Annotated in this window: 25 protein-coding genes and 2 tRNA genes; 9 read left to right on the top strand and 18 right to left on the bottom strand. The window is 44.1% G+C overall.

The annotated features are described in order from the left end of the window. Nucleotides 1–10: 10 nt before the first annotated feature. The 6 genes from BS636_RS04150 to BS636_RS04175 all read right to left on the bottom strand — a co-directional run bounded on the left by BS636_RS04150 (nucleotide 11) and on the right by BS636_RS04175 (nucleotide 5,799). Complete coding sequence (locus BS636_RS04150) at nucleotides 11–1,204, bottom strand: heme biosynthesis protein HemY (RefSeq protein WP_099337639.1); 1,194 nt, start codon at nucleotides 1,202–1,204, stop codon at nucleotides 11–13. A gap of 6 nt (nucleotides 1,205–1,210) precedes the next feature. Further along, nucleotides 1,211–2,038 (bottom strand): hypothetical protein, encoded by an 828-nt coding sequence (locus BS636_RS04155; RefSeq protein WP_099337640.1) that lies wholly within the window; start codon nucleotides 2,036–2,038, stop codon nucleotides 1,211–1,213. Further along, a complete protein-coding gene (locus BS636_RS04160; protein ID WP_099337641.1) occupies nucleotides 2,035–2,814 on the bottom strand; it encodes a uroporphyrinogen-III synthase in 780 nt (259 codons plus the stop codon). The genes BS636_RS04155 and BS636_RS04160 overlap by 4 nt, the downstream gene beginning before the upstream one ends. A 5-nt stretch (nucleotides 2,815–2,819) precedes the next feature. After that, the gene (gene hemC / locus BS636_RS04165; protein WP_099337642.1) at nucleotides 2,820–3,740 is read right to left on the bottom strand and encodes a hydroxymethylbilane synthase; all 921 of its coding nucleotides are present in this window, start codon (nucleotides 3,738–3,740) and stop codon (nucleotides 2,820–2,822) included. 107 nt (nucleotides 3,741–3,847) lie between these two features. After that, complete coding sequence (locus tag BS636_RS04170; RefSeq protein WP_099337643.1) at nucleotides 3,848–4,588, bottom strand: LytR/AlgR family response regulator transcription factor; 741 nt, start codon at nucleotides 4,586–4,588, stop codon at nucleotides 3,848–3,850. Between the two features lie 56 nt (nucleotides 4,589–4,644). Further along, nucleotides 4,645–5,799: a sensor histidine kinase gene (locus BS636_RS04175; protein WP_099337644.1), complete on the bottom strand. Its 1,155-nt coding sequence runs from the start codon at nucleotides 5,797–5,799 to the stop codon at nucleotides 4,645–4,647. On the opposite strand from BS636_RS04175, the gene argH reads away from it, so the two are divergent. Beyond that, entirely contained in the window at nucleotides 5,790–7,220 is a 1,431-nt protein-coding gene (argH, locus tag BS636_RS04180) for an argininosuccinate lyase (protein ID WP_171265982.1), read from the top strand. The two genes, BS636_RS04175 and argH, sit on opposite strands and share 10 nt — an antisense overlap. A 29-nt stretch (nucleotides 7,221–7,249) precedes the next feature. Further along, nucleotides 7,250–7,519 carry an oxidative damage protection protein gene (locus tag BS636_RS04185; protein ID WP_099337645.1) on the top strand — a complete coding sequence of 90 codons (270 nt, stop codon included), beginning with the start codon at nucleotides 7,250–7,252 and terminating at the stop codon, nucleotides 7,517–7,519. A gap of 904 nt (nucleotides 7,520–8,423) precedes the next feature. Here BS636_RS04185 and pgsA read toward each other — a convergent pair. The 3 genes from pgsA to uvrC form a co-directional block, all read right to left on the bottom strand. Further along, on the bottom strand, nucleotides 8,424–9,011 hold the full coding sequence (gene pgsA / locus BS636_RS04195; protein WP_099337646.1) for a CDP-diacylglycerol--glycerol-3-phosphate 3-phosphatidyltransferase: 588 nt from the start codon (nucleotides 9,009–9,011) through the stop codon (nucleotides 8,424–8,426). 107 nt (nucleotides 9,012–9,118) lie between these two features. After that, the gene (locus BS636_RS04200; protein WP_099337647.1) at nucleotides 9,119–9,913 is read right to left on the bottom strand and encodes an acyl-CoA thioesterase; all 795 of its coding nucleotides are present in this window, start codon (nucleotides 9,911–9,913) and stop codon (nucleotides 9,119–9,121) included. Between the two features lie 116 nt (nucleotides 9,914–10,029). Further along, nucleotides 10,030–11,829, bottom strand: coding sequence for an excinuclease ABC subunit UvrC (gene uvrC / locus BS636_RS04205; RefSeq protein ID WP_099339597.1), 1,800 nt, complete (start codon nucleotides 11,827–11,829; stop codon nucleotides 10,030–10,032). 224 nt (nucleotides 11,830–12,053) lie between these two features. On the opposite strand from uvrC, the gene BS636_RS04210 reads away from it, so the two are divergent. Next, the gene (locus BS636_RS04210; RefSeq protein ID WP_099337648.1) at nucleotides 12,054–13,103 is read left to right on the top strand and encodes an AAA family ATPase; all 1,050 of its coding nucleotides are present in this window, start codon (nucleotides 12,054–12,056) and stop codon (nucleotides 13,101–13,103) included. Between the two features lie 20 nt (nucleotides 13,104–13,123). Here the strand turns inward: BS636_RS04210 and BS636_RS04215 are convergent, their stop codons facing one another. Continuing rightward, nucleotides 13,124–13,540: a PH domain-containing protein gene (locus tag BS636_RS04215; protein ID WP_099337649.1), complete on the bottom strand. Its 417-nt coding sequence runs from the start codon at nucleotides 13,538–13,540 to the stop codon at nucleotides 13,124–13,126. Between the two features lie 131 nt (nucleotides 13,541–13,671). Then, the gene (locus tag BS636_RS04220; protein WP_099337650.1) at nucleotides 13,672–14,733 is read right to left on the bottom strand and encodes a diguanylate cyclase; all 1,062 of its coding nucleotides are present in this window, start codon (nucleotides 14,731–14,733) and stop codon (nucleotides 13,672–13,674) included. A gap of 514 nt (nucleotides 14,734–15,247) precedes the next feature. Here BS636_RS04220 and fadB point away from each other — a divergent pair. The 4 genes from fadB (at nucleotide 15,248) to BS636_RS04240 (ending at nucleotide 20,272) form a co-directional block, all read left to right on the top strand. Beyond that, nucleotides 15,248–17,401, top strand: a complete 2,154-nt coding sequence (fadB, locus tag BS636_RS04225; protein ID WP_099337651.1) for a fatty acid oxidation complex subunit alpha FadB — start codon at nucleotides 15,248–15,250, stop codon at nucleotides 17,399–17,401. A gap of 12 nt (nucleotides 17,402–17,413) precedes the next feature. After that, nucleotides 17,414–18,586 carry an acetyl-CoA C-acyltransferase FadA gene (gene fadA, locus BS636_RS04230; RefSeq protein ID WP_099337652.1) on the top strand — a complete coding sequence of 391 codons (1,173 nt, stop codon included), beginning with the start codon at nucleotides 17,414–17,416 and terminating at the stop codon, nucleotides 18,584–18,586. A gap of 134 nt (nucleotides 18,587–18,720) precedes the next feature. Next, nucleotides 18,721–19,545, top strand: a complete 825-nt coding sequence (locus BS636_RS04235) for a hypothetical protein (RefSeq protein ID WP_099337653.1) — start codon at nucleotides 18,721–18,723, stop codon at nucleotides 19,543–19,545. A gap of 178 nt (nucleotides 19,546–19,723) precedes the next feature. Continuing rightward, nucleotides 19,724–20,272: a hypothetical protein gene (locus BS636_RS04240; RefSeq protein WP_099337654.1), complete on the top strand. Its 549-nt coding sequence runs from the start codon at nucleotides 19,724–19,726 to the stop codon at nucleotides 20,270–20,272. Nucleotides 20,273–20,381: 109 nt separating this feature from the next. On the opposite strand, the gene tehB is transcribed toward BS636_RS04240, so the two are convergent. The 7 genes from tehB to BS636_RS04275 form a co-directional block, all read right to left on the bottom strand. Beyond that, entirely contained in the window at nucleotides 20,382–21,254 is an 873-nt protein-coding gene (tehB, locus tag BS636_RS04245) for an SAM-dependent methyltransferase TehB (RefSeq protein WP_099337655.1), read from the bottom strand. Nucleotides 21,255–21,374: 120 nt separating this feature from the next. Continuing rightward, complete coding sequence (locus tag BS636_RS04250; protein WP_099337656.1) at nucleotides 21,375–22,124, bottom strand: hypothetical protein; 750 nt, start codon at nucleotides 22,122–22,124, stop codon at nucleotides 21,375–21,377. Nucleotides 22,125–22,298: 174 nt separating this feature from the next. Further along, the gene (locus tag BS636_RS04255) at nucleotides 22,299–22,802 is read right to left on the bottom strand and encodes a hypothetical protein (RefSeq protein ID WP_099337657.1); all 504 of its coding nucleotides are present in this window, start codon (nucleotides 22,800–22,802) and stop codon (nucleotides 22,299–22,301) included. Between the two features lie 247 nt (nucleotides 22,803–23,049). Continuing rightward, a complete protein-coding gene (locus BS636_RS04260) occupies nucleotides 23,050–23,556 on the bottom strand; it encodes a hypothetical protein (RefSeq protein ID WP_099337658.1) in 507 nt (168 codons plus the stop codon). A 272-nt stretch (nucleotides 23,557–23,828) separates the two neighbouring features. Then, nucleotides 23,829–23,904: transfer RNA gene (locus tag BS636_RS04265), tRNA-Phe, on the bottom strand. A gap of 135 nt (nucleotides 23,905–24,039) precedes the next feature. Then, nucleotides 24,040–24,115 (bottom strand) — tRNA-Phe (locus tag BS636_RS04270). A 193-nt stretch (nucleotides 24,116–24,308) separates the two neighbouring features. Beyond that, a complete protein-coding gene (locus BS636_RS04275; protein ID WP_099337659.1) occupies nucleotides 24,309–24,686 on the bottom strand; it encodes a GNAT family N-acetyltransferase in 378 nt (125 codons plus the stop codon). 96 nt (nucleotides 24,687–24,782) lie between these two features. Here BS636_RS04275 and hisB point away from each other — a divergent pair, with 96 nt between their 5' ends. Together hisB and hisH are read left to right on the top strand one after the other, a co-directional pair. Further along, entirely contained in the window at nucleotides 24,783–25,376 is a 594-nt protein-coding gene (gene hisB / locus BS636_RS04280; protein WP_099337660.1) for an imidazoleglycerol-phosphate dehydratase HisB, read from the top strand. Beyond that, complete coding sequence (gene hisH, locus BS636_RS04285; RefSeq protein ID WP_099337661.1) at nucleotides 25,376–25,993, top strand: imidazole glycerol phosphate synthase subunit HisH; 618 nt, start codon at nucleotides 25,376–25,378, stop codon at nucleotides 25,991–25,993. The genes hisB and hisH overlap by 1 nt, the downstream gene beginning before the upstream one ends. The last annotated feature ends 7 nt before the right edge of the window (nucleotides 25,994–26,000 follow it).

Raw genomic sequence — 26,000 nt, forward strand, 5'->3', positions numbered from 1 at the left:
TATTTCCCTCTTATATTCTTGTATCAATAAAATTGGCATTTGATTCAAATACCTGATTCAGTTGTTGTTGTAGCTCGTCCTGTCCCTGTAAAGCAGATTTGATCCGTAGATAACTCATACGCACATCATCTGGATAGAGTTCAAGCAGTTGTTGGGCCTCATCCACTCGGCCTGTCGCTTGCAGCACATGCCATTTGGCAAATGTTAATACTGGCACTGCTGTATATTTTTCTTCCCATAATGAAATTTGCTGATTAATAATTTCATAATCAGGATTTTGTCGAAGTAATTGTTGTTGAAACCACAAATAAAATACATCCTGATTAAATTGCTGTTCCAGTAAATGCACAGCAAGTGCTTCATGCTCGGCACTCATTTCAGGCATTTTAAATAACAATTTCAACCACAATAATTTGACTGCATAGTCACGCGTAAATATTTCTTCGCTTAAGTCTAAATAACGCTGTTGCAAATATTTTAAATCTTCCTGATCCGCCAGATCAAAAGCCAGTAATAACTGCTCCAACCATCGAGTTTTGGTATTTTGCTCTAAATGACCATATTGGGTTGATCTTAAATATAACCAGGGAAACTGTAAGGCAAATTGACCCCATAATTTGGTTAATCGCTGTTCATAAGCTGATTTAACTTTAAACAGCCATGGGGATAATTCATGCTGATTTAAAAACTCCAGATGAGTTAATGCCTGCTGACCATCCTGTTGTGATAAATACACTTCAATACGCTGTAATTCTGCCAGTTCAAATGCCATAGGATTGGACTGATTTAAAGATTTCAAAGCCTCATCAAAATCTTGTTGTCCCCAAGATAATCGCGCATGAATAATATCTTTTAATAATCCGGATTGAGCAAAAGACTGCTGAATAAAATTACGCTGATCCTGCGATGCGTTAAGCAGCCATACCACTGCCAGTTGCTCATAAGGATGCAAATGATGAAAGCTGAAAACGCGTTGTTTTTTACGTTGTTCACGATTCAGGTAACGTGTAACCGCATACCACAACATATGCATGACAAAACTAATGATGACTAGCAGCCCCGCAAGGATCCACAGACTGGTCTGTACCTGCCAGTTGCGCCAATAAAGATAGACATAACCCGGGCCATGGCCGTAACTCAGCAGACTTAAGGCTGCTATACCCAGCAGGCTGACAAATAAATAGGCAAGCAGAATCTGTTTCATAAGCGATTAGCTCATTAAAGTACGGGCATTCAGAGGAGGAACCGGTGTCAGCGTTATGGCACGGATTTGTTCTAGTTGTTTAATCCATTGCTGGCTTTTCGCATCCGGCAATTGTCTGAGTACTTCAGCTACGGCACCAAGCGATTGCTGGAAAGGAATTTGTTGACCTTGCTGTAGCGCATTTTGTGCCATTAATAGACGCAATTGAGCTTCTTTCAGTACTAAACCTCGTTGCATTAACACCGTACTTGGCTGCTGTACAGCTTCAATTTGAATCAGGTTACGCCAGAAGGAGCCAGACTCCGCAGGTGTAGTACTGTGCTGGGCTTTTAGCTCTTTGGCGATTTCAGTATCCATCTGGCTAAGCAGATCTCGGATCTTGTTCTGCTGTACTAGGCGACCATTGATGAACTGTTGCAGCATCACCTGATCTTTGCTGAGTACGCTTTCCAGACTACCTCGCAAAGCCTGTGCAAGTGCATAATTCGGCAACTCCAGTTGCAGTTGACCGAGTTTTTCCAATGCTGTGCTGTATTGCTGCTGTTGCAAAGCAAACTCAATCAGGCTGAGTTGCTGACGAACCAGCTCGACATCGTTCGATTCAGGAACAGTGATCGTCTGTGAGTTGGATGCAGCTGCTGCGCCTTGTCGTTGTTCAGCCATCTGCCGTTTAAGTGCAACGACATTGTCATTCAAGCTGGCATTTTGCTGTTGCAATAAATTGAAGCTGGAACTGAGTTCTGTATGGGCATGACGCAAGGTAAACAGGTCATAACTGATTTTCGCCATCCAGGCGACCGCGACAATGAACAGCACGATTAAAATTTTCTTCATGAGTTCCCCAGTACTCGCTCCATTTCCCGTACGATAACATCACTGCTCAAGCTATCAAGTTGTATAAATTCAAATGCTGCAGCATGATGTTGACGGTATTCCCCTAGAATAGCAGCCAAACGTGGACCTAAAACCAAATAAATTCCTTTGCTGATCAGAGAAATATCCTGCTGCAACAGCTGTAACCAGTTTAGCCAACTAGCCTCACTACTCATCAGCACCACATAATGGTCATCTTGCTGTAATTGAGGCAAGAGCGCAGCCATAACCTGTTGTGACTGAACCGGACACTGACGTTGATACAACACAAAATTCAGCACCTCGGCACCCTGCTGACGCAAATGATCCATTATAAATAATCGACCACCTTCCCCGCGCCAGAAAGCTACAACAGCATTACTATTAAGACCATCTAAAATTGGCAACTGCAGCATGCCTTCAGAGCTTTCAACTTCAGGCACATGACTTTGAATACCGTATTTCAGTAATGCCTGTTCCGTAGTTTTTCCTACAGCGATCCACTGGATATGAGTCAATGTAGCTACTTCAATACCCGTTTTTTCAAGATACTGCATACCGATCTGTACTGCAGTCGGACTCACCACCACAATGACTTGAGCACGATTCAACTGTTGGTACAAGCTATTCAATTCTGCTGAATAAGGCTGTGCAATCAGCTCCAGTAAAGGCAATTCCACTACCTGAATTTGTGCGGCCTGCAATTGTTGCGTGAGTCGGACAGCACGATCCTGAGGACGGGTATTAATAAACAGCATGAATTTTATGAATACAAAGCTTTAAGCAGATCGCCCGCACCTTGGGCCAACAGATCCTGTGCTAGAGAAACACCCAGCTGTTCCGCTTGGTTTATCCCACCTTGTAATTGAGCTTTTAACAAGGTCGCACCATCTACACTACCCACACGACCTTCAATCGAGATTTGGCCCTCTTGCAATGTTGCATAACCCGCAATCGGCACCTGACAACCACCCTCCAGATAAGCATTAAAAGCACGTTCAGCACGGACACAGGCATCGGTTTCAGCATGTAGGAGTGGCAAGATCAAATCCAGTACAGCTTGGTCACCATCACGGCATTCAAGACCAAGTGCACCCTGCCCTACTGCAGGCAGACTAACTTCAGGCACAATAGTATGACGAATACGCTCTGCCAGCCCCAGACGTTTTAAACCGGCACTCGCAAGAATAATGGCATCGTACTGACCAGCATCGAGTTTTGATAGGCGTGTGCCGACGTTACCACGTAGATCAATGATCTCCAGGTCTGGACGTGCCTTCAAAATCTGGCTCTTGCGACGTAGGCTAGAGGTACCTACTTTGGCACCTTGTGGCAACTCGTCAAAACTTGCGTAGGTATTAGAGACAAAGGCATCCAAAGGATCTTCACGCTCGCAGATCACTGCCAGACTTAGGCCTTCAGGCAGAGCCATTGGCACATCTTTCATAGAATGCACGGCCAAATCTGCACGACCATCTAGTAATGCAGCCTCAAGTTCTTTGACGAATAGACCCTTGCCACCAATCTTCGCCAGCGGTGTATCGAGAATTTTATCGCCCTGTGTCACAAAAGTGACCAACTCGACCTGTAGGTCGGCATGCAATTCCTGCAGACGTGCACGGATATGTTCCGCTTGCCACAGCGCAAGAGGACTTTGTCGAGTTGCAATTTTCAGGGTCTTCATAAATTTCAAATACAGTGAATGAGAACAATAGTCTAAACTTAACCTGATCACTTTAAAATGCAAGTGAATTTATGCAAGATTCAACTGCAACCCGATCCCATACGCATTCAGAGCTTATGAATGCGTTCACGTAAAAATGGTAAATGGCGTCGACTCACTGCAAGTCGTTCATCCAGCTCACGGCAGCGCACCTGATACTGTCCTGAACTGACCACTTCCAGTCCATCCAGATAGTTTACAGACACCAGTGCATTGCGATGAATCCGGATAAAATTCTGGCCAAACTCCTGTTCCAAGTCCTTTAATGTTTCATCAATCAGGACACTGCCGTTTTTATGCCGTACCGTGACATATTTCTGGTCAGCCAGGAAATAGTAAATATTCTCCACAGGGACAAGCTCCACCCCGCGATAAGTCTTTGCCGCAATCTGATGGCGGCTGATATTGAGTTCTTCCATATTTTCTTTTTGTTTTAGTTGGCTCATCTGAGCTTGGGTAAGTTTGGTTAAATGCTCGAAAACCTGTGCTAACTCCTGTTGCATTACTGGTTTGAGCAAGTAGCCTTCTGCATTCGATTTGAACGCATCAAGCGCGTGGTGGTCATAGGCCGTACAAAAAACAATTGCCGGCATTGGGTCAAGCTGACGCAAATGTTGCGCGCAACGTAGACCGTCCATTTCGGGCATTTGAATATCTAATAAAATGACATCGGGCTCGTGCTGATGGGCCAGATCAATCGCTTGCTGACCATGAGTGGCTTTCGCAACCACAGTATGGCCGAGCTGGCTGACCAGGCGTGCCAAGCGCTCTACGGCAAGTGGCTCATCATCACAGATTAGGATGTCCATTTATCCTCCTTCAGTTAACCGCATGTCATTGTTGTCAAGTTAACTGCATTTTATTGTTATTTATACTGATATTGCATAACCGTCGTAAAAAGTCCCTTGCCGGCATACGTTCTAAAGGTCACAGTCGGGCCATAATAGGCCTTCAGGCGCTGTCGAACATTTTCAATTGCAATACCATTTCCCCGCTTTAATGCTGCATGATCCTGTGAATATGGGTTTGTTATAATAATATTAATTTGATTTTGCAGGATTTCAATCAATACGCTTATCGTACTCTTTGTTAGAATTTTTTCAACTCCATGGAAAATACTATTTTCTAATAGGGGTTGTAAAGTCAATAATGGAATTTGGACTTTTGAGTATAAGTCTTTGTTTTCTAGTTTCCATTCGACCTGCAAACGGTCACCAAGCCGGATCTGCTCAATTTCCAGATAACGTCGGCAAAGATCGATTTCTTCCTGTAAGCTGACCAGCTTCAGTTCCTGAAAACTGGCACGAAACAGACGGGACAGATTGAGCAGCATCTGTTCTGCCTTGTCTGGATCAATGCTGATCAGGCTGATCGCGCTATTTAAACTATTAAATAAAAAATGCGGTTGAATCCGGGCCTGCATGGCCTGAATCCGTGAATTTAATTCACTATGATGCTGACGCGTCCACTGCTCTCTTAAGTAAAGATAACGAAAACAAAATGTTCCTAAAAGAATACCAAAACTCAGGTGCATCCCGACCTGCTCGAAAGCAATTTTTAATGTCAGATCATGAAAATTAAAATTGATACCAAAATGTATCAGAATGTTTAAACTGACCGTCGTTAGCAAAACGATCGCTTGTAATAATAAAAATCCGGTGATTAGCGCGGATTTGATCCCCATACGGTCAAAATACTGATGAAACAGTTCCACGCAAGCCGCGAAAGACAGTAACACCCAGTTGATATAGAGCATGTATTGCAGCAGATGCATGAAATTGAGTGCTTGCCAGGATTGTGCTTCAGCTAGGCTTAGTACCAAAGCCAGAACATTCCCCCCTACAAACAGTTCCAGCAGATAGCGCCAATTGCCAATCTGGCTAAAAAAATAAGAAGATTCTTGCTGCCCTATCGGATCTATAACAGATTGAGCAGATGGAACTTCGGCAACAGCCGTTGAATTTGCTATACTCTTTTTCGTTCTACTGCTTTTAATCTTATTGAGCCGACATGACCACATCTTCTAATTCCTCAAATCCATCACAAGCCCAGACTTCGGGTATGTGGGGCGGTCGTTTCTCTGAAGCGACTGATGCTTTTGTAGCTGAATTTACAGCATCTGTACAATTTGACCAACGTTTTTATAAACAAGATATTGCGGGTTCAATTGCGCATGCAACCATGCTTGCAAAAGTAGGCGTGCTGACTGAACAAGAACGTGATGACATCATTGAAGGCCTGACTGCGATTAAAGCAGACATTGAAGCAGGTAACTTTGAATGGCGCATTGACCTTGAAGATGTGCACATGAACATTGAGTCACGTCTGACTCAGCGCATCGGCATTACAGGTAAAAAACTGCATACTGGCCGTAGCCGTAATGACCAGGTGGCAACCGATATCCGCCTTTATGTCCGTGATGAAATCGATGCCATCCTAAAATTATTGGAAAAATTACAAAAAGGCATCCTGGGTCTGGCAGCGAAAAACACCAATACCATCATGCCTGGCTTTACTCACCTACAAACTGCACAGCCTGTGACTTTTGGTCATCACTTGATGGCTTGGTTTGAAATGCTGGTACGTGACTCTGAGCGCCTGATTGACTGCCGTAAACGTGTCAACCGTATGCCGCTTGGTTCTGCTGCTTTAGCGGGTACAACTTATCCAATCGACCGTGCATACACTGCTGAACTTCTAGGTTTTGAAGCCGTAGCTGAAAACTCACTGGATGCGGTATCTGACCGTGACTTCGGTATTGAATTCAATGCAGCGGCATCCTTGATCATGATGCACTTGTCTCGTATGTCTGAGGAAATGATTCTGTGGACATCTGCACAGTTTAAATTCGTAAACATTCCAGACCGTTTCTGTACTGGTTCTTCAATCATGCCACAGAAGAAAAATCCGGATGTGCCTGAACTGATCCGTGGTAAAACTGGCCGTGTGTATGGCGACCTGATGAGCCTGTTAACACTGATGAAAAGCCAGCCTTTAGCGTACAACAAAGACAACCAGGAAGACAAAGAACCATTGTTTGATGCGATTGATACCGTTCGTGGTTCATTGATGGCATTTGCTGACATGATTCCTGCACTGGTTCCAAATATTGAAATCATGCGTGAAGCAGCACTTCGCGGTTTCTCAACTGCGACTGACCTGGCAGATTACTTAGTGAAAAATGGTGTGGCCTTCCGTGATGCACACGAGATTGTTGGTAAAGCCGTTGCGCTTGGTGTTCAAGAAGGTAAAGACCTGTCTGAATTGACACTTGAACAGCTGCGACAGTTCTCCGACCTGATTCAGGCAGATGTATTTGAAAAAGCTTTAACACTAGAAGCCTCTGTGAATGCGCGTAACCACATTGGTGGTACTGCCCCTAATCAGGTTGCAGCAGCGATTGAACGTGCTTATACACGTCTGGAAAAACTTTACGCTTAATTGCGCCATCTTAAATTCGGAGTATTGATATGTCTCGACAAGTATTTTGCCGTAAGTATCAAAAAGAAATGGAAGGCTTAGACTTTGCACCGTTCCCAGGTACAAAGGGTGAGGAACTGTTTGACACTGTCTCTAAACAGGCTTGGCAGGAATGGCTGAAGCATCAGACTACGCTAATCAATGAAAAGCGTTTAAACGTGTTTGAAGCAGATGCGAAAAAGTTCCTTGAAGAACAACGTGAGAAGTTCTTTAACAATGATGAATCATTGGAAAAAGCTGAAGGTCTAAAGCCTGAGTAATTTTTAGAGCATTGCTCTAAAAATTACGCAAGACAAGCGAAGCGCGTAGTTTCAAATGTCATAAAGAAGTCTGAAAAGGCTCCTTTATTTTTCTACAAGACAAGGACAAAGTCCGCGTAGGCAAGCATTTAAAAAGGGTCTCTAAAGAGGCCCTTTTTTATGATTAGCACTGCTCCGCCACGCCGCAAGACAAGCAGCTATGCTGCGCGTAAGCTTTAATTTAAAAAGAGTCTCTTCTGAGGCTCTTTTTTATTATTGCCGTTGTTCCGAATACCACTTAAGACAAGAACGCCACAAAGATCAACATCTGAAAAAAGACTCTCTTTTAAGACTTTTTTCTAATTTCACAATCCACTTTCCCATCCAAAAAAGAAAAGTAGCGCAAATAATTGAATGAAATACCTAAAATCTCTTTCTTTTAGCCATCTATTTTCTAGTAAATAGATCAGATTCACTGTCGATCAACTCACTACTCAGATCATAAGTTTGAGGATCAACTCTTCTTAAATATTTCTTTTTATATGAACTCAATTTATTGTAAATATGAAGCTTTACTAATCAATGAAATGTAATATATACGTTTTATATACTTTATTTAAAGGATTTAAGCATTGGCTTTATTGAAATTAACTTATTCATTTGTTTCAAAATAATGGATTGTAAACAGCAGATACAAGCCACTATAAAAAACGCAACATTACACTACAAGAATGTACATGAATTAAAAAATGGAATTCCTATAATAGCAACTAAGAGGATGGCAACATCTTTGTATAATAGCGATAAATATCCCCGATTTCATCCCAGTTCTTCCCCCAAAGGCTGGGTATTTTTTTGCCTGAAATTTGCTTACATATCCCCATAAAAAAAAGCCCCAATGGCTGGGGCTTGATTCAATATTTAATTAGGGCTGTTTCAGATATGGCCAAGCTGCTTTCAGGTAGATAAACATCGACCACAAGGTGAGTACTACGGCGGTATACAGCAATGCATAAGCCAGCATATCCAGCGGACGCCAGTTGAGCAAGAATACAGTAATTGCGATCATCTGGAAGGCGGTCTTGTATTTGCCAACAGTAGACACCGCCACACTGGTACGTGCACCGAGTTCCGCCATCCATTCACGTAAAGCTGACACCGTAATTTCCCGCGAGATAATCACAATTGCAGCAAAGGCCATGGAAATCGAAGGCTGCCATTGCACCAGTACAATCAGCGCAGCTGCCACCATGAGCTTGTCTGCCACCGGATCCAGGAATCGACCAAAAGCTGAAGTCTGGTTCAGTGTTCTCGCCAGATAGCCATCAAACCAGTCCGTTACCGCCGCAACTACAAAAATTGCAGTCAGCAGCATATGACGCGTCATATCCGGATTGCTTTCATCGAGCCCCATAGCCGGAGGCCAATACGCCACCAATAGAAAGACTGGAATCAGGACAATACGTGCCAAGGTCAAGATGTTCGGAATATTCAGGATACGACCTGTAGTCATAGACACCGCCAATTGTTCCCCTCATGTACGATGAAAATGCACACTTTTATTGAGGTTTGATCCATCGTTAATAGGCTTCACTTTATACGAATTGACTAGCAGTGTCACTAGGCAAACACTGTCACTGTCTGTCTGGCAATCGCAATCAGGCGATTTTGAGTGTCCCACAGATAGGCATGTTCTGTAGCATAGCCATCTGCTGCATGGTCAGTAAATACTTTATATTTAAACCAATCATTCAACTGATGTTGCACCGGGTGCACATAAGTCACTGTCCAGCTCAAACTACTGGCCGGGGCAATATGTCTAAACATCGGCAACACACCGGGCGGCCAGATATCAAAAATTGCCATCAGGTCAGCGACTTCAAAATTACGATTGGCGTGCCGCTCTGGATCAAAACGGCACCATCCGCCGAAATCGGGATGATCACTGCCTGTACATGGGAGATTTACATCTGCCCAACGCACCTCAAACTGCTGATAGCATTCAGGTATAGGCACATTTTTAGGAATACTAAACAGGCTTTCTGGTGCCGGATAATCTGGTGCAGAAGTCTCCTGATGCACCTGTATCGTCGAATCACGCGCTACGCCAAAACTGGCAATCAGAATACTTTGCACCGCCTCATCCTGCCACAGACGAACTTCAACTGTAGTCACGGATTTACCTTCACGCAGAATTTCTGACGTTAGTCTGACTGGTCGTTGCTGGACTGGTCCTACGAAGGTCACGCTGGTACTTAGAAGATGTTTCATCGGATCATTGATGCTCAGCACCGCCCTTTGCATCATCATCGCCGCAGCCAGACCACCATACAACGTTCGTCCTTGCAACCATCCTGCTGGCAGATCTACCCATTCATCAGCAGCAATCGCCGCATACACCTGTTCCAGTGCCATTGTTCATCCCTGTGCTTTATTTGAGTTCTGACATCATTCAATAAATTTGAATGAATGTGAATGCTCAATGACTTCCCCGTCACTGAGCACTTTGGCAAATGATTTCTTTTGGATTGTTATTCATGCAGTACTTTATAAATGGTACGTGCCATCACTTCACCTAAACCGGGTACTAACATCAAGTCTTTCTCTGAAGCTTTAAGTACACCTTGAATGCCACCAAAATGAGTCAGCAGGTCACGACGGCGTTTAGGCCCCAGACCGGGAATGACTTCCAAAACTGAAGAACCACGTTTCTTGTCACGTTTGGCGCGGTGTTTGGTAATCGCAAAACGGTGCGCTTCATCACGCACCTGTTGAATCAGATGCAGAGCTTTATGGTCTTCTGGCAATTGAATTTTAGTACCATCGGTAAAATGCAGCGTTTCTAGCCCCGGCTTACGCCCCTCGCCTTTCGATACTCCGACCATAAAAGCTTCTAGACCCAAGTCCTGCATGACTTCCATCGCCATATGCAGCTGACCTTTACCACCATCAATCAATAGTAAGTCTGGCAGCATGTGTTTTTTATAACGTCGGGTCAGCGCCTGACGCATTGCAGCATAATCATCACCCGCTTGAATATCATTGATAGAAAACTGGCGGTAATCCCGTTTCCGTGCACCACCGCTGTCGAACACCACGCAAGAGGCTACAGTTTCTTCACCCATGGTATGCGAAATATCGAAGCATTCGATTCGATCCACAGGACGACCCACCACCTGCTCCAACTGATGGAAGCGTTCATTCAGCTCAAAGTGATTCGCCAGTTTAGATTTAATCCCCTGCAGCACATTCATCTGTGCCAGTTCTAGCCATTCGGCACGAGTTTCCCGAACCTTGGACTTGATCTGGATTTTCTTGTCAAAATGCTGAGCCAATGCCTGTTCCAGCTCATTACGATCAGTCACCTCTACATTGACGATCAGTTCTGCGGGAATTTCATCAGCAACCTGAAAATAAAAATTGGCAATAAAATCACTCAGCATCTGGCTGAGGTCATCGCCTTGCATATCCGGGAAATAGCTCTTACCACCCAGCATTTTGCCATTACGCACATGCATGATCTGCACGCAAGTCACACCAGCCTGATGGGCAATCGCTAGAATATCGGCTTCACCTTTGACTTTGTAGATGGCCTGATTGGCTTGAACATCACGCAGTAAGGCCATACGGTCGCGATAAAACACCGCCTTTTCAAATTCAAGCTGTTCAGCCGCAGCTTCCATTTTGGCAATTAGCTGCTGGTTTAGTTCCTTGGTGTCGCCTTGCAGGAAACGGATCGAATTATTGACGTCTTCCTGATAGTCTTCAGGTGAAATCAGGCCTACACAGGGGCCAGAGCAGCGCTTGATTTGGTATTGCAGGCAGGGACGTTTACGCTGGGCGAAATAGCTATTTTCACACTGACGTACATTAAACAGTTTTTGTAAGACGATCAGCGTGTCTTTGGCATTATAAGCACTTGGATAAGGCCCAAAAAACTTGCCCGGTTGATGCTTCCCCTTACCTCGCCCTGCCGCAATTCGTGGATAAGGCTTGTCGCTGGAGACAAAGATATAGACATAAGATTTGTCATCGCGCAGCATAATGTTATACGGCGGACGATGCAGTTTAATCAGGTTTTGTTCTAGCAATAGTGCTTCAGTTTCGGAACGCACAACCAAAGTTTGAATATCGTAAATCCGCGCCACCAGAGCTTGAGTTTTTGGGTGTTCAAGCGTTTTGACAAAATAACTAGATACGCGGTTTTTCAGGTTTTTCGCCTTACCCACATACAGCAATTCGCCATCCTTGCCATACATCCGGTACACTCCCGGAAGCGTGGTCATATTCGCCAGGATTTTTTCAATATGGGGACGCGCGTTCTCGTTCACCTGCAACCTATTTTTTCACATGCAATATGCAGATAATGTGATGCTTATTGCCTGCTTTTCAAGCGCAGTGACAAAATTACCATCAAGCCTATCCGCAGACGCATTTCACCAGTAGATAATACTGCTTAATTTATAAGCTCACCGTTATACTGTGATTGCTAAAAGCTATAATTTTCAAGTGATATCTTTGTTATGCTCGATGGGTTCGTTTTGAGATCCCCCAGATGACCACGCAGCATTCCAATTTTCATGTTGTCCAGCCCGGCACCTCTACACACAGCGCTTCTGAACGTGATCGCCTGATTGGCAAGCCACGCTTTTACTTTGAACCCAAGGCAGTGATGGATCTGTTAAGAGAACGGATTATTGGTCAGGATGCTGCACTGCGGGAAATTGAGAAAATGCTGCATGTGGTCAAGGCTGATTTTTCCAGCCCTGATCGTCCACTGTCAGTCACCTTAATGCTGGGTCCAACTGGTGTGGGGAAAACCGAAACTGTACGTTTAATTGCGGAAGCAATCTATGGCCGTCCGGATGCGTTTTGCCGGATTGATATGAATACCTTGGCTCAGGAACATTATGCTGCAGCGCTGACGGGTGCACCCCCGGGTTATGTCGGTTCCAAGGAAGGTCATAGCCTGTTTGATGAAACTGCGATTGCAGGTAGTCATACCCGCCCGGGCATCATGCTGTTTGATGAACTGGAAAAAGCCTCCAATGAAGTGATTCGTGGCCTGATGAATGTACTGGATACTGGTCGACTGACACTGACCGCGGGTACCAAAACCATCGACTTCCGCAACTGTATAATCTTTATGACCAGTAATGTCGGTGCTCAGGCCGCACAGCAATATCTGGAAAAACTCAGTTATTTACCACAGCAGGTTCAGAATCTATGCCTGAAAAAAGTACCAACCCGGCGCATTATTGAAAAGGTCATGCAGCGCAAGTTTGATCCTGAGTTTTTAAACCGGATTGACCGCACCCTACATTATCAGGCAGTACAAAATGATGCCTTACCAAGACTGGTCGAGATTGAACTGGAGAAACTGAATAAGCGTCTACAGCATCAGCAGCGAACTGTGATTTTAACGGATGCAGCCAAGGCTTATTTCTATCAGGGCCATGATATTCGCTACGGCGCACGTCATCTTGGTCGAAAAATGAGGACTGAACTGGAACCAATTTTAGCTATATATTTTTTAAATCAGCCGGAGCAATCCATCTTGAAACTGGACTGTATCCAAAATACTTTGGTGATTCAGTCAGAATAGCTCAACTACCGAATCAGATCTTAAGATGCCTGCTGATTCTGCACCGCATTAATAAATGCAATCTGGTCTTTGGGTGAGATCAGCACAAATTTATTTGTTCCATCTTCACGATAATCCACACGCAAACGTTTCAGGGATAAGGCGGGCGCAACCGATGAATAGTCGGTTGGCGTGACTGCCTGAATAGCGGTTAAGGGAATCTGCCAGCTAAACCACATACTTTTAACCACCAAGTGATCGGCAGTAAGCTGATATCGGGTATTCAGCACAGGCCACCAGACCATCACAATGGTCAGCATATACACCGCAGTATGTAGTGGGTATTGTTGCATGGTGCCTTTGGCGGACATCACCAATAACAACTGCACCAACAAGCCAGTCATACACACCAGAAAGGCCACCAACCACCAATCTTTTTTGGAACGAAATACCTGCATGCGTGCTCCCCTATTCTTCATCCTATTGTAAGTCTAAAAATAGGATGTACCAGCAGAATTACTTAACTCATCAGATATTTTAGAAGTGATATAGCACTGAATACGGATGATGATTCACTATTGGATTACCACTATTTCCCTTTGAGCTTGGACTGCTTCTTGACCGCATACATCTTGTCATCAGCACAGCGGATCAGGCTGGCACTGTCCAGATAGCCGCTGCTGGCATCGGCTTGATGAATTCCGACACTCAGGCTGACCTGCATCTTCAATTGGCTCAAGGTCTGCTCTACTCGCGGAATAAAGCTATGCAAGGCATCAACCTCAGTACAGTTTGGTAGCACTACTAGAAACTCATCACCGCCATAACGAAAACAGTAATCTTCATCCCGAGCAATCTGCTTTAAGGTGCTCGCCACCGCCTGAATGACCTGATCACCATAGACATGACCATATTGGTCATTTAGCAATTTAAAGTCGTTGATATCAATAAAAACCACCGTTACTGGCGTATGCTGTTGTCGCGCACGATAGAGTAGTTCATTCAACATCGGCGTCAGACTACGTACATTATAGAGACCGGTCAGTGGATCCAGCCGGGACAAGGTTTCCATTTCTTGTGCATGCGCACCGAGTGCCATGGCGTATTCCCTCAATTTGTCATGTGAGCTATTAACTTCCTTGACCAGACTCCAGACATAGGTTTCCACCACCAGGGTAATATCAAAGGTATACAACTTTTCCAAAGTATCCTGTACCTGTCGTGCCAGAGCTTTATCCGGCACATATTGTTCTACCAGTTTAAAGATCCCTAATTTGAGCTGATGCAAAGCTGCCAGATACAGACGTGGCTCTACCCCAATGCGTTTATGCACCAGTCCAATCCGCAAGCGGTTATTCACATACACACTGTCATAGCAACCAGAAAACAGATCCAGAATATATTGATGCTGGGCGACCTTAAGACGCTTAAGGGTATCTACATCACCAATCAGATTATTAATTTCAGGCACTGAGGTTTGATAGTCATAAAATTCGGCCACGGTGTCCTGCAAGCCCGGCTCGATCAGCTCACGCACGGTCGCCAGTGCTGCCAGTGCTTCCTCGGTTAGTCCAAGTAATTGCTTACGTCGCTGAATGTCAGGCAATGAAATCTGCATCTGCTGCATCAGCGTCTGATCGGTCAATTTCATGCAGTGATCTTCTTATTATTGTTCTTGGATTTTATTTATTTTCACCTATTCTAAGTCGTGCTGATACACAAGCCCAGCCAGCTTATCGGCAAACTAGCACATAACAACCAAACTGCAACAAAGCGGTACTTAGAGCGCGACTTTGAGTGGGCTGCAAAACTGCAACAAACAAAGATTCTGTATTGAATTGACATTTTTGACAGAAAAACGATTTTTTCAAAGACTTGAAAAGCCCTTTTACCGCCCAATATAAACCAGGTTCTCATTAAAAAATTGTGAACTGAAACAAAATCTTCAGTTCATTGTGCTTTATAAGAGCCATACCGGAACGCATAACAGCCAAAATAGTTCAGGCAAAAATAGATGACCCTTGCGTCACGGCTTGATACAACTTGTTATGTTCTTTTTGGATATAGTTATCGTAAGATTGGCGAAGCATAAATATGCGCAGGAATCGCGCATAGGCTCTTCACAACATCAACTTAGAAGTCCTCCAAAATAAAGGAGATCAGGCATGATCCACGCTGGCAATGCCATTACCGTCCAAATGCTTTCGGACGGAATTGCAGAATTCCGCTTTGACTTACAAGGTGAGTCGGTCAACAAATTTAACCGTGCAACAATTGAAGATTTTAAAGCTGCGATTGAATCGGTAAAAGCAAACGCTGACATCAAAGGTTTAATTGTAACTTCAGCGAAGTCAACCTTCATCGTAGGTGCAGACATTACTGAGTTTGGTGCGAACTTCGCGCAAGGCGAACAGGCAATTGTAGAATGGGCGCTGCCTGTTCATGACATCTTCAACTCTTTTGAAGACTTGGACATTCCTAAAGTAGCGGCAATCAATGGTATGGCATTAGGCGGCGGCTTTGAAATGTGCCTGGTGTGTGACTACCGTGTCATGTCAGAAGCAGCTCAAGTCGGTCTTCCTGAAATCAAGCTGGGGATCTTCCCGGGCTTCGGTGGTACAGTTCGTTTAAGCCGTGTGATCGGTATCGACAATGCTGTTGAATGGATGGCAATGGCGAACCCTAAAAAGCCTGCTGCTGCACTGAAAGACGGTGCTGTAGATGCTGTGGTTGCTGCTGACAAACTACAAGACGCTGCCATTGATCTGGTTAAACAAGCGATTGCTGGTCGTTTGGACTGGAAAGCAAAACGCCAAGAAAAATTAGACCCTGTTAAGCTGAATATGCTTGAGCAAATGATGGCGTTCAACACAGCGAAAGGCGCGGTTCTTGCAAAAGCTAACCCTGCTCAGTACCCTGCGCCAAAATTGATGCTGGATTCTTTACAAGCAGGTGCAAGCCTGCCACGTGACGAAGCATTAAAAGCTGAAGCACAAGGTTTTGCCAAAGCTGCTGTGACTCCACAAGCAGGTGCGTTGATCGGTTTATTCATCAACGACCAAATCGTGAAGAAAACTTCGAAAAAATATGAGAAAGGTGCACATCCTGTCAACCAAGCGGCTGTTCTAGGCGCGGGTATCATGGGTGGTGGTATTGCTTACCAAGCGGCAAGCAAAGGCACACCAATCATCATGAAAGACATTGGTAATCAACAGCTTGCTTTAGGTATGAAAGAAGCAAACGGTTTGCTGACCAAACAAGTTGAACGTAAGAAAATGAAACCTGCGCAAATGGGTGAAACTCTTGCGCGTATCCGCCCTACTTTAAGCTATGACGAATTCAAAGAAGTCGACATCGTGATTGAAGCGGTGACTGAAAACCCTAAAGTGAAAGGCATCGTACTGAAAGAAACTGAAGCGAAAGTGCGTGAAAACACGATTATTGCTTCAAATACGTCTACGATCTCAATCACACGTTTGGCTGAAAACCTAGAGCGTCCTGAAAACTTCGTCGGTATGCACTTCTTTAACCCAGTTCACATGATGCCATTGGTAGAAGTGATCCGTGGTGAAAAGACTTCTGCTGAAGCAATTGCGACGACTGTTGTTCTTGCTCAGAAAATGGGTAAAACACCAATCGTTGTGAACGACTGCCCGGGCTTCCTGGTAAACCGTGTCTTGTTCCCTTACTTCGGTGCATTCGACCTTCTACTTAAAGATGGTGCTGACTTCCAACAAATCGACAAAGTGATGGAAAAATTCGGCTGGCCAATGGGCCCTGCTTACCTGATGGACGTTGTCGGTATTGATACTGGCGTTCACGGTGCAGAAGTCATGGCTGAAGGTTTCCCTGACCGTATGAAGCCTGACTTCAAAGGTTCAATCCAAGTGATGTACGAAAGCAAACGTCTTGGACAAAAGAATGACGTTGGTTTCTACAAATACGAATTGGACAAGAAAGGCAAGAAAGCCAAAGTGGTTGATCCAACTGCGTATGAACTTGTGGCTTCTGTTGCAACTACGGAAAAACGTGAATTTGATCCTCAAGAAATCATTGACCGTATGATGCTTGCATTCTGTAACGAAACTGTTCGTTGCCTGGAAGACAACATCGTTGCAACTCCATCTGAAGCAGATATGGCGATGATCATGGGTGTAGGTTTCCCTCCATTCCGTGGCGGTCCATGCCGTTACATCGACCAGACTGGTGTGGCTGAGTACGTTGCGCTTTGCGACAAATACGCACACTTAGGTAAGGCTTATGAAGCGCCGCAATCACTGCGCGACATGGCTGCTAATAACAAAAAATTCTACGGTTAAGGAGCAACGTGAATGGCTACTTTAAATCCACGTGACGTTGTCATCGTTGATGGCGTACGTTCAGCAATGGGTAAAACCAAAAATGGTATGTTCCGCAATGTACGTGCTGACAGCCTTTCTGCTGAACTTGTACGTGCACTTGTTGCTCGTAACCAGTTTGATGTCAACGAAGTTGAAGACGTGATCTGGGGCTGTGTAAACCAGACCCTAGAACAAGGGATGAACATTGGTCGTAACATCGCGTTATTGGCTGATTTACCTAAGACTGTTGCAGGTCAAACGGTTAACCGTCTGTGTGGTTCTTCTATGCAAGCAATCCACACGGCTGCTGCACAAATCATGACAGGTCAAGGCGACGTGTTCATTATCGGTGGTGTTGAGCATATGGGTCACGTAGGCATGATGCACGGCATCGACCTGAACCCAGAAGCATCTAAGCACTATGCAAAAGCGTCTAATATGATGGGCTTAACCGCTGAAATGTTGGGTCGTATGAACGGCATTACGCGTGAAGAACAGGATGCGTTTGGTGTGGAATCTCACCGCCGTGCTTGGGCTGCAACTCAGGAAGGTCGTTTCAAGAACGAAATCATCGGTATTGAAGGTCATGATGCTAACGGTTTTAAACAGCTTTGCGACATCGACGAAGTAATTCGTCCTGATGCAAACCTTGAAGCATTCAAAGCATTACGTCCAGTATTCGATCCGAAAGGTGGTTCTGTAACTGCTGCAACGTCTTCAGCGTTGTCTGATGGTGCTTCTGCAATGTTATTGATGTCTGCTGAACGTGCTCAATCGCTTGGTCTTAAGCCACGTGCTGTGATTCGCTCTATGGCGGTTGCAGGTTGTGATGCGGCGATCATGGGTTACGGTCCTGTTCCTGCAACACAAAAAGCGTTGAAACGTGCTGGCTTGTCAATTGCTGACATTCAAACTTTCGAGCTGAACGAAGCGTTTGCTGCACAGGGTCTATCTGTTCTTAAAGGCTTAGGCATTTATGACAAACAAGACATCGTGAACCATAACGGTGGTGCAATTGCGTTGGGTCACCCATTGGGTTGTTCTGGTGCGCGTATCACAACGACCTTGTTGAACGTAATGGAACAACAAGATACACAAATCGGTCTTGCGACGATGTGTATCGGTCTTGGTCAAGGTATCGCAACAGTGATCGAACGTGTTTAATCTTTAAATACGTGACCTAAAAGAACCCCGCTTTTGCGGGGTTTTTTATTGCCATTTATTCATTTAAGGTTTTGTAAAATTAAATATTCTTATTTATTATATGGTTGAATATTAACTACAAACTTAAAATAATCATGAAAAAATATTTAGTATTTACCGCTCTAAGTCTGAGCCTAGTGGGATGTGCCAGCACACCAAAAGCACCACAATCAGATTACTTTGCCCAAGTTCAAAAAGAATTTAAAACCCAGCCTGTAGCTGTTTCGACAGATTCCTGTCTATTACGTAAAGAAGTGGGTAATAGTCATATTTTACTTGAGCCATCTAACCGGACAGCTGCCGCGATTACTCAAGAATTGATCCAGCAACTAAACCGTAATCAAGTGAAGGTCACACAAAACTTCCAGCAGTTGCATTGTGGTTTCTTTGAAAAGAAAGTAATTCAAACTTATAAAAAGCGTCAAAATCTAGATGCGAAACCTGAAGATTTGGCGGTTTATCCTGTCTTTGCAGCCAATCAACCTCAATTAACAGATCTACAAGGGTTAAGCCTGCAATTGCTGCATCAGAAGACCTTTAAAGTCGGGGTCGGTCGTTATAATTTCAGTAATAATTATCAACCGGTGGATATTGAAATTACTGATGTTCAACTTGAACAACTGAAATCTTTATTGGGTACGTCGAAGGTATTGGTGATGCAGGTCTTGGGACAACAGCCTTCATTAGGTAACCGTATTGGTAATATTGCAGGTAGTGTGGCTTTGGCAACCTTAACCATGGGCGCTGTAACCACAGGTGATCCGGTTCCTCAAGAAGGGCAATATTATCTATTGTCTTATGTCGATTTAGACAAGAAGCAAGTACTTTGGTCAAAGCAACAGAAGTTCGATGGCAAGCTTTATCAGACTGACTCTGTTAGCTTAACAACACCAGATATGCTAAAACCTTTAGGTCTTTAAAATAAGATGAATAACAACACCCTGCTCAATGCAGGGTTTTTTATAAAAAATAGAAATGTTATCCCTTTGTAAATTTAGTTGAATATTCAACCATTAAAATTTTGTTCATCAGCCAGTTAAGCTGCATAAGAGTATCATATTTCTATCTCTTCCCTTCTTTTCTCCTATGGGGTTTAACATGACTATGCTTAAAACACTGCTTGCAACTGCAATCGTTGCAACTTCAGCTTCTGCTATGGCTGCTGAAGTGACTTCTCCTGTTGCTGTAATGAAAGCGCAAGTACAAGCAAATGCTATTCAAGCCGTTGCACCAGCTCAAGCAAAAGTAGCGACTACAACTGTTAAAGCACAAGAAGCTACAGCGAAAGCTGCTGCCAACAAACAAGCTGCAGTAGCAAAAGCAGAAGCTGCTAAACAACAAGCAACTGAAGCTAAAAAAGCGGCTGATGCCAAAGTTGTTGCTGCAAAAACTGAAGCAGCTAAAAAAGTAGAAACGGCAAAAGCTGCACCTGCTGAAGTGAAAAAAGCAGCGGATGCTAAAGCTGCAGCAGTAAAAGCAGAAGCTGTCGTAAAAACTACAGAAGCAAAAGAAACTGCGATGGCTAAAACAGCAGAAGTAAAAACAGAAACAACACAACAAGTCGAAGCTGTAAAAGCAACACCTGTTGAAGCAGCAGTAAAAGCTGAGAAAAAAGGCTTTTTCTCTTGGTTTAAAAAAGCAGCTTAATCCTGCATTTCAAACTGTATAGGGATGTCATCTGACATCCCTTTTTTATTTTTTCTAGTTCCATACAGTCTTTATTTAAACTTTAAACCTGCAATTAAAATTTCAAAATTTAAGCTGAGACTTTCTGCGCCAGCATGGTGGCAAAATGCTGCTTGATCCGCTTGCCCTGATCATCAACCCGATGCAGTTCGCCAATATCTTCGTTGTATTTGATCAGCTTCCATCTTTGATACAGCTCGCTTAACTGACCTGGCTTGAAGGCAAAAGGAAAGTCTAGCTGCGCTGGAATGTCATCGGTATCCATCGCACAGACAATCAGATTATAGCCATTGATCTTAGTCGCCTGCTGCATTTGGGCAATCAGCTCTGGAACGGTCTTCGCTTCCAGGAACATCATCACCACAGTACAGCAGATAAAGTCATAACTGCCAGAAATGCTTGGATCAGCATTCAAATCCCGCTGTGCGACATGAATCTGTTGCATATTTTCGACATCAATAATCTGCTGCAGTTGTTCTAAACTTTGAGTGTTTACATCCCAAGCATCAACTTCATAACCCATCTGACTGAGATACAAAGCATTACGCCCTTGACCGCAACCGACATCCAAGGCATGACCGCTGGTTAAATAAGGCGTGGCAGCCAGAATCTCGGAATGTGTTGGGGAAATCGCGTATTTCTTATGAAAATAATCTTGATGGGTACAATAGAACTTTAACTGGCATTCCACATCTGCACTGGCAGAAACAATCTGATGCCAACACTGTGGTTCAATCATTGGCGGTTGCTGATCGGGTGTAAAGATATGCGTAGACTGCACTTCTCCACTTTCATCGACAAAGGCAAAGGTCAGCTCACCCTTCAGAACCGTCAGTTTAGCCCAAGTGCCAGCCTTGGTATTGTGTGGATGCTGAAAACCCTGAGGAATCCGCTCCTGTGTCCAGATTGGCATTTCTTTATAACAGACTAAGTCTTGGGTCATGCAGTATTGCTCCTGTTCTCGCGCCATTCTATTCAGCTGGTAATTTCCTGTTTATCTATAGCATGCTTATGTTTTGAGTACCATGCTCATGATGATTTACAGGTAAATGGCGCTTCCAGGTTACAACGCCTCTTCGACAATTTTTTGATTTTTGGTCTTAATTTGCTGCATCTGTTTATTTAGGTTCTCAATGTCTTTATACAGCGCGATAAATGGCTGAACCGCTTTTTCATCATGGAACATAAACATGCGGTTGCGTTTTTCCCATTTATATTTTTTTAGTAAGGCAAATAGCTGATCGGCTTTAGCCAGGCTCTGCTTTTCAATTTCAAAGATGGCGTAGGCATCATTTTCCTGCTGGGTCGCTCTCAGATTCTGTGCCAATTGCTGACGATAACGCTGCTTGATATCCAGTTGCTTAACCTGCTCAATCTGGGTCTCTTCTCGATGCTGAATGGTCTGCTCATAATTCTGCACAATCTGATGCACCTGCTTGAGCATAGCTTCAGTTTCTTTATAGCCTTGCGCCTGATCCTTTTCCAAACGATCGATGTCTAGGAAACGTTCCCAGTTTGCTGCTTTCAGATCTCGCAAATACTGGTTACGCTCTTCAGCACGGTCTCGCATCTGTCCCAGCACATATTCAGCCATGACCGCATAATCACCATCCAGACGCTCTTCTTCAATGTCTAACTGAATCGGCTTACTCCAGTCCTGGGCCTGCTCAAAGATTTCAGCTGTCTTTTCATTCAGAACAGTTTCATATTCGATCAGCTCAGCTTCATCCTGCTGTTGCACGGTATATTGATAAAACAGCCATGCAAAGACAACAAGCGTCGCGCCAGCCAGGACCATAAAGACACGCGGCATGCACATGCTCCCCTGCTGCAGGTTATGTATTGATTTCCTTTTAACCAATATGCTGATTTTTTAGACATAAATCAATTCTTCTATACAAAAACCCTATGCAAAGGCACAGCTCATCCGAATAGGAAATTTAATTAAAATTCCTGTTTGAACCAGTTCTGAATCCTTTGATCCTATTTAGCAACCGTTGGCAGCACACCACTCATTAATCAAAGTTCGGTCAACATTATTCGGATTGAATTGTTCCCGAGCGGCTTGGGCTGAAGTTGCATCACGGTTAATGCCGAAAGGAACTATCATTAGATAAATACCATCACGTGGATCAGGAGAGCGCAAGCCATCAGCAATTGCCTGCACATACTGTTGCACACCCGGTGGCAGGTTATCCAGTCGTGCCGGATTGGTAGTCGGTAGAATCTCGATATCACCCGCAAAGTCAGCATTGACTGTATAGTCCTGCAGTTCGCGTTCAATCTTCATCATCCGCATGTTTAAAGCTTTTTTCTGGCTATATTGTTCTTGCAAAGGAAGCATGAACTCTGTTTCTTCTCGCAATTCACGATCTGCCATTACAGTCAGTGTCGGCAAAGTGACAGGATCTGGCGTGGCATGAGCATCGACCAGACGCAGTGCAGTAAACAGGCTCAGTAACATCAGAAAAGTTGTGTCGAGGGGACGCATAAGGAAAACCTCCGCATCGTCATTTCAGTGGGAGAAACCTTATTCTTGCTTGAACTTGTGTAAAGGTGCTCAGTATTACTGTGAGCATTGATAGACGGTTAATACAGCTGATCGCTGGCATGCGATTTAAATGATTTATTCTATGAATTAATGGCAATAAAAGATAAATTTCTCGCAAATTCCAGACATAAAAAATCCCCGACTGGCGAGGATTCAAAGACTTAAGAGTGGGCTATTTTTTTCAGGCTTAAGGGATAGCAGGAGAAAGTTTATTGAAATATTCCTGTGTACCAAGTTTGATCGTGCCGGGATTAATTTGCAACTGGAAACGATATTCGGCAGATTGACTATTACTACGGTCAATACCTAGCGGCTGCAGCATGATATTTAAGCCTTGAGTTGGATCACTCGATTGTAAGCCTTGGGCAATGCTCATGACATATTGCTGTAGCATCGGAGAAACCTTACTAAAATCAGGCTGTACCTGCGGCTGAAAATCCAGATTTTCAATCACCTGTGTATTCAGTACAAAATTCTGGGCTTCCTTGGAACTGCGCATCACCTGATGCTGTAAAGCACGCTGATTCTTTTCTTCCTGTACAAAAGGCACATAGCCCGTTTCATTACTCATTTCAGGTTCAGCCATGATCGTCATAGTTGGCAGCTTTACCACAGACTTCTCATCCTCCGCTTGTGCTGCCATGCTGAATACGCCCAGCATAATTCCGAATGTAGACATTTTCATAATATTCATTGGCTTGCCTCCCCTATTTTCAGATCACCCAAGTTGTGCAACTGACGGTGTTACAGTCTATTGTAAAAATTCTTTTCTATTAGATTACCTTGATTATTTATATAACTCATGTCTGCTCAGATGAATGGCATGTTAGGTAAATCCTATAAAAAACCAAGAGAATATGGTGTTGATAATCTTGGAGCTGAATAGTGAGGAAAGACCATTTTTTATGGAATGACAAAATGACAGGCGAAAAAAAACCTCAAACATTGTTTGAGGTTTTTTAAATATGGTGGCGAGACCCAGGATCGAACTGGGGACACACGGATTTTCAATCCGTTGCTCTACCTACTGAGCTATCACGCCGATGCGGTGTATTAAGCCGTATCTGCACACATTAGTCAATCAAATTCAGAAAAAAAATGATCGAATGTGTAAAATTTGATCCAAAAAAAATCCCTGATGGGATCAGGGATTGAAAACTTTAAACTGTTTTGAATATGGTGGCGAGACCCAGGATCGAACTGGGGACACACGGATTTTCAATCCGTTGCTCTACCTACTGAGCTATCACGCCGATGACGCGTATTAAACCGTTTCAGTCCTATGCCGTCAAGCATGAAAAGTATAATTTTTATCAATCGCCTACTTTTACAGCGAAATTAATCATTATCTGCTTATTTTTTAGGTGATCTCATCTAAATAATTCATTTTTGGTGAAAAATTCACATAAAAAAGCAGCCCGAAGGCTGCCTTGATACAGAAAAGGTTTAGATTTTCTCAATATGGGCCAGACAGCGATGAATCGCGCCACAGCCTGGTTCAAATACCTTCACGCCTTTTTCCTCTTCCATACGGCAGGCTTCGCTGACCAGCCTTTCTGCAACCCCACGTCCACGGTTGGCTGGATGTACAACCACGTACTGCAGCAGGCGGGTTTCGCCTTGACCGGTACACCAGATCGCACCAATAATACGGGTATTAAATTCTGCAGTATAAAGTACGGTATACTGTTGCAAGTTTTGCTCTAGTTGTTCCATGGCATCGGTCCCGTCACTAAATTCCGGGCTGGTGTCATACAGTCGCTCAAGCTGGCTGCGCACTTCATCATTTTCCAAAGAAGTATAAGCATGTACGGTAATAGGCATTGATAAACCCTCCTGAGCAATCTAATATGCGGTGACGTCGTCACGGCGAAAATATTTTCTACATCAATCATTTTGACGTATTTGAGGAACGTGTCTATGACAGATCGTATCAGTGAAGTGGTAAGAAATACCAACGAAACCAAAATTCGAGTTCGCTTGAATCTCGATGGTACTGGTCAAGGCACTTTAAACACTGGTGTTCCATTTTTAGATCATATGATTGATCAAATCAAGCGACATGGTTTGTTTGATATTGATATTCATTGTGACGGCGACCTGGAAATTGACGATCACCATACCGTAGAAGACTGTGGGATTACTCTCGGTCAAGCCTTCGCTCAGGCATTGGGTGACAAGAAAGGTTTGCGTCGTTATGGTCACTTCTATGCCCCGCTAGATGAGTCTTTGAGCCGTGTCGTGGTCGATCTATCTGGCCGTCCGGGCCTGTTTATGGACATTCCATTTACCCGTGCCATGATTGGCCGCTTTGATGTGGATTTATTCTCTGAATTCTTCCAGGGCTTTGTAAACCATGCACTGATGACCTTACATATTGACAACTTAAAAGGTAAAAACAGTCACCATCAGATCGAGAGCGTATTTAAAGCATTTGCCCGTGCATTGCGTATGGCATGTGAAGTTGATCCACGTGCTGCCAATACTGTTGCTTCCACCAAAGGTACCCTGTAATGACCCGTATTGCTCTTCTTGACTATGGCATGGGAAATCTTCACTCCGCTGCCAAAGCATTAGAATATGTCGGCGCTACAGTAGATGTGACCAATGATCCAAAGCTGATTGCTCAGGCAGACAAAATTGTCTTTCCGGGTGTAGGCGCAATGCGTGACTGTATGCACGGTATGCATGAAGCCGGAATTGATGATGTAGTACGTCATGCGGTGTTCAACAAACCTGTACTGGCGATCTGTGTGGGTATGCAGGCACTCATGCAACGTTCTGAAGAAAATGGCGGTGCCGATGCACTGGGTATTTTTGAAGGTGAAGTAAAACGCTTCCCCGATGTTGACGGTTTAAAAGTGCCACATATGGGCTGGAACCAGGTACATCAGGCTGATCCGAGCCATCCAATGTGGAAAGACATTGAACAGGATGCACGTTTCTACTTCGTACATAGCTTCTATGTAGAACCGAAAGATCCAAGTATTGTTGCTGCAACTTGTGATTACGGTCTGGAATTCTGTACTGCACTGCATAAAGAAAATCTGTTTGCGACCCAGTTCCATCCAGAAAAGAGTCACACTGCTGGTCTGCAATTGCTGAAAAACTTTGTGGAATGGAATATCTAATTCTATT

The organism is Acinetobacter sp. LoGeW2-3, assembly GCF_002688565.1.
GTDB lineage: Bacteria > Pseudomonadota > Gammaproteobacteria > Pseudomonadales > Moraxellaceae > Acinetobacter.

Excerpts from the sequence above, each read along its gene's own strand:
- BS636_RS04150 (WP_099337639.1), bottom strand. The coding sequence starts at position 1,204 with ATGAAACAGATTCTGCTTGCCTATTTATTTGTCAGCCTGCTGGGTATA.
- BS636_RS04155 (WP_099337640.1), bottom strand. The coding sequence starts at position 2,038 with ATGAAGAAAATTTTAATCGTGCTGTTCATTGTCGCGGTCGCCTGGATG.
- BS636_RS04160 (WP_099337641.1), bottom strand. The coding sequence starts at position 2,814 with ATGCTGTTTATTAATACCCGTCCTCAGGATCGTGCTGTCCGACTCACG.
- hemC (WP_099337642.1), bottom strand. The coding sequence starts at position 3,740 with ATGAAGACCCTGAAAATTGCAACTCGACAAAGTCCTCTTGCGCTGTGG.
- BS636_RS04170 (WP_099337643.1), bottom strand. The coding sequence starts at position 4,588 with ATGGACATCCTAATCTGTGATGATGAGCCACTTGCCGTAGAGCGCTTG.
- argH (WP_171265982.1), top strand. The coding sequence starts at position 5,790 with ATGACCACATCTTCTAATTCCTCAAATCCATCACAAGCCCAGACTTCG.
- BS636_RS04175 (WP_099337644.1), bottom strand. The coding sequence starts at position 5,799 with ATGTGGTCATGTCGGCTCAATAAGATTAAAAGCAGTAGAACGAAAAAG.
- BS636_RS04185 (WP_099337645.1), top strand. The coding sequence starts at position 7,250 with ATGTCTCGACAAGTATTTTGCCGTAAGTATCAAAAAGAAATGGAAGGC.
- pgsA (WP_099337646.1), bottom strand. The coding sequence starts at position 9,011 with ATGACTACAGGTCGTATCCTGAATATTCCGAACATCTTGACCTTGGCA.
- BS636_RS04200 (WP_099337647.1), bottom strand. The coding sequence starts at position 9,913 with ATGGCACTGGAACAGGTGTATGCGGCGATTGCTGCTGATGAATGGGTA.
- BS636_RS04210 (WP_099337648.1), top strand. The coding sequence starts at position 12,054 with ATGACCACGCAGCATTCCAATTTTCATGTTGTCCAGCCCGGCACCTCT.
- BS636_RS04215 (WP_099337649.1), bottom strand. The coding sequence starts at position 13,540 with ATGCAGGTATTTCGTTCCAAAAAAGATTGGTGGTTGGTGGCCTTTCTG.
- BS636_RS04220 (WP_099337650.1), bottom strand. The coding sequence starts at position 14,733 with ATGAAATTGACCGATCAGACGCTGATGCAGCAGATGCAGATTTCATTG.
- fadB (WP_099337651.1), top strand. The coding sequence starts at position 15,248 with ATGATCCACGCTGGCAATGCCATTACCGTCCAAATGCTTTCGGACGGA.
- fadA (WP_099337652.1), top strand. The coding sequence starts at position 17,414 with ATGGCTACTTTAAATCCACGTGACGTTGTCATCGTTGATGGCGTACGT.
- BS636_RS04235 (WP_099337653.1), top strand. The coding sequence starts at position 18,721 with ATGAAAAAATATTTAGTATTTACCGCTCTAAGTCTGAGCCTAGTGGGA.
- BS636_RS04240 (WP_099337654.1), top strand. The coding sequence starts at position 19,724 with ATGACTATGCTTAAAACACTGCTTGCAACTGCAATCGTTGCAACTTCA.
- tehB (WP_099337655.1), bottom strand. The coding sequence starts at position 21,254 with ATGACCCAAGACTTAGTCTGTTATAAAGAAATGCCAATCTGGACACAG.
- BS636_RS04250 (WP_099337656.1), bottom strand. The coding sequence starts at position 22,124 with ATGCCGCGTGTCTTTATGGTCCTGGCTGGCGCGACGCTTGTTGTCTTT.
- BS636_RS04255 (WP_099337657.1), bottom strand. The coding sequence starts at position 22,802 with ATGCGTCCCCTCGACACAACTTTTCTGATGTTACTGAGCCTGTTTACT.
- BS636_RS04260 (WP_099337658.1), bottom strand. The coding sequence starts at position 23,556 with ATGAATATTATGAAAATGTCTACATTCGGAATTATGCTGGGCGTATTC.
- BS636_RS04275 (WP_099337659.1), bottom strand. The coding sequence starts at position 24,686 with ATGCCTATTACCGTACATGCTTATACTTCTTTGGAAAATGATGAAGTG.
- hisB (WP_099337660.1), top strand. The coding sequence starts at position 24,783 with ATGACAGATCGTATCAGTGAAGTGGTAAGAAATACCAACGAAACCAAA.
- hisH (WP_099337661.1), top strand. The coding sequence starts at position 25,376 with ATGACCCGTATTGCTCTTCTTGACTATGGCATGGGAAATCTTCACTCC.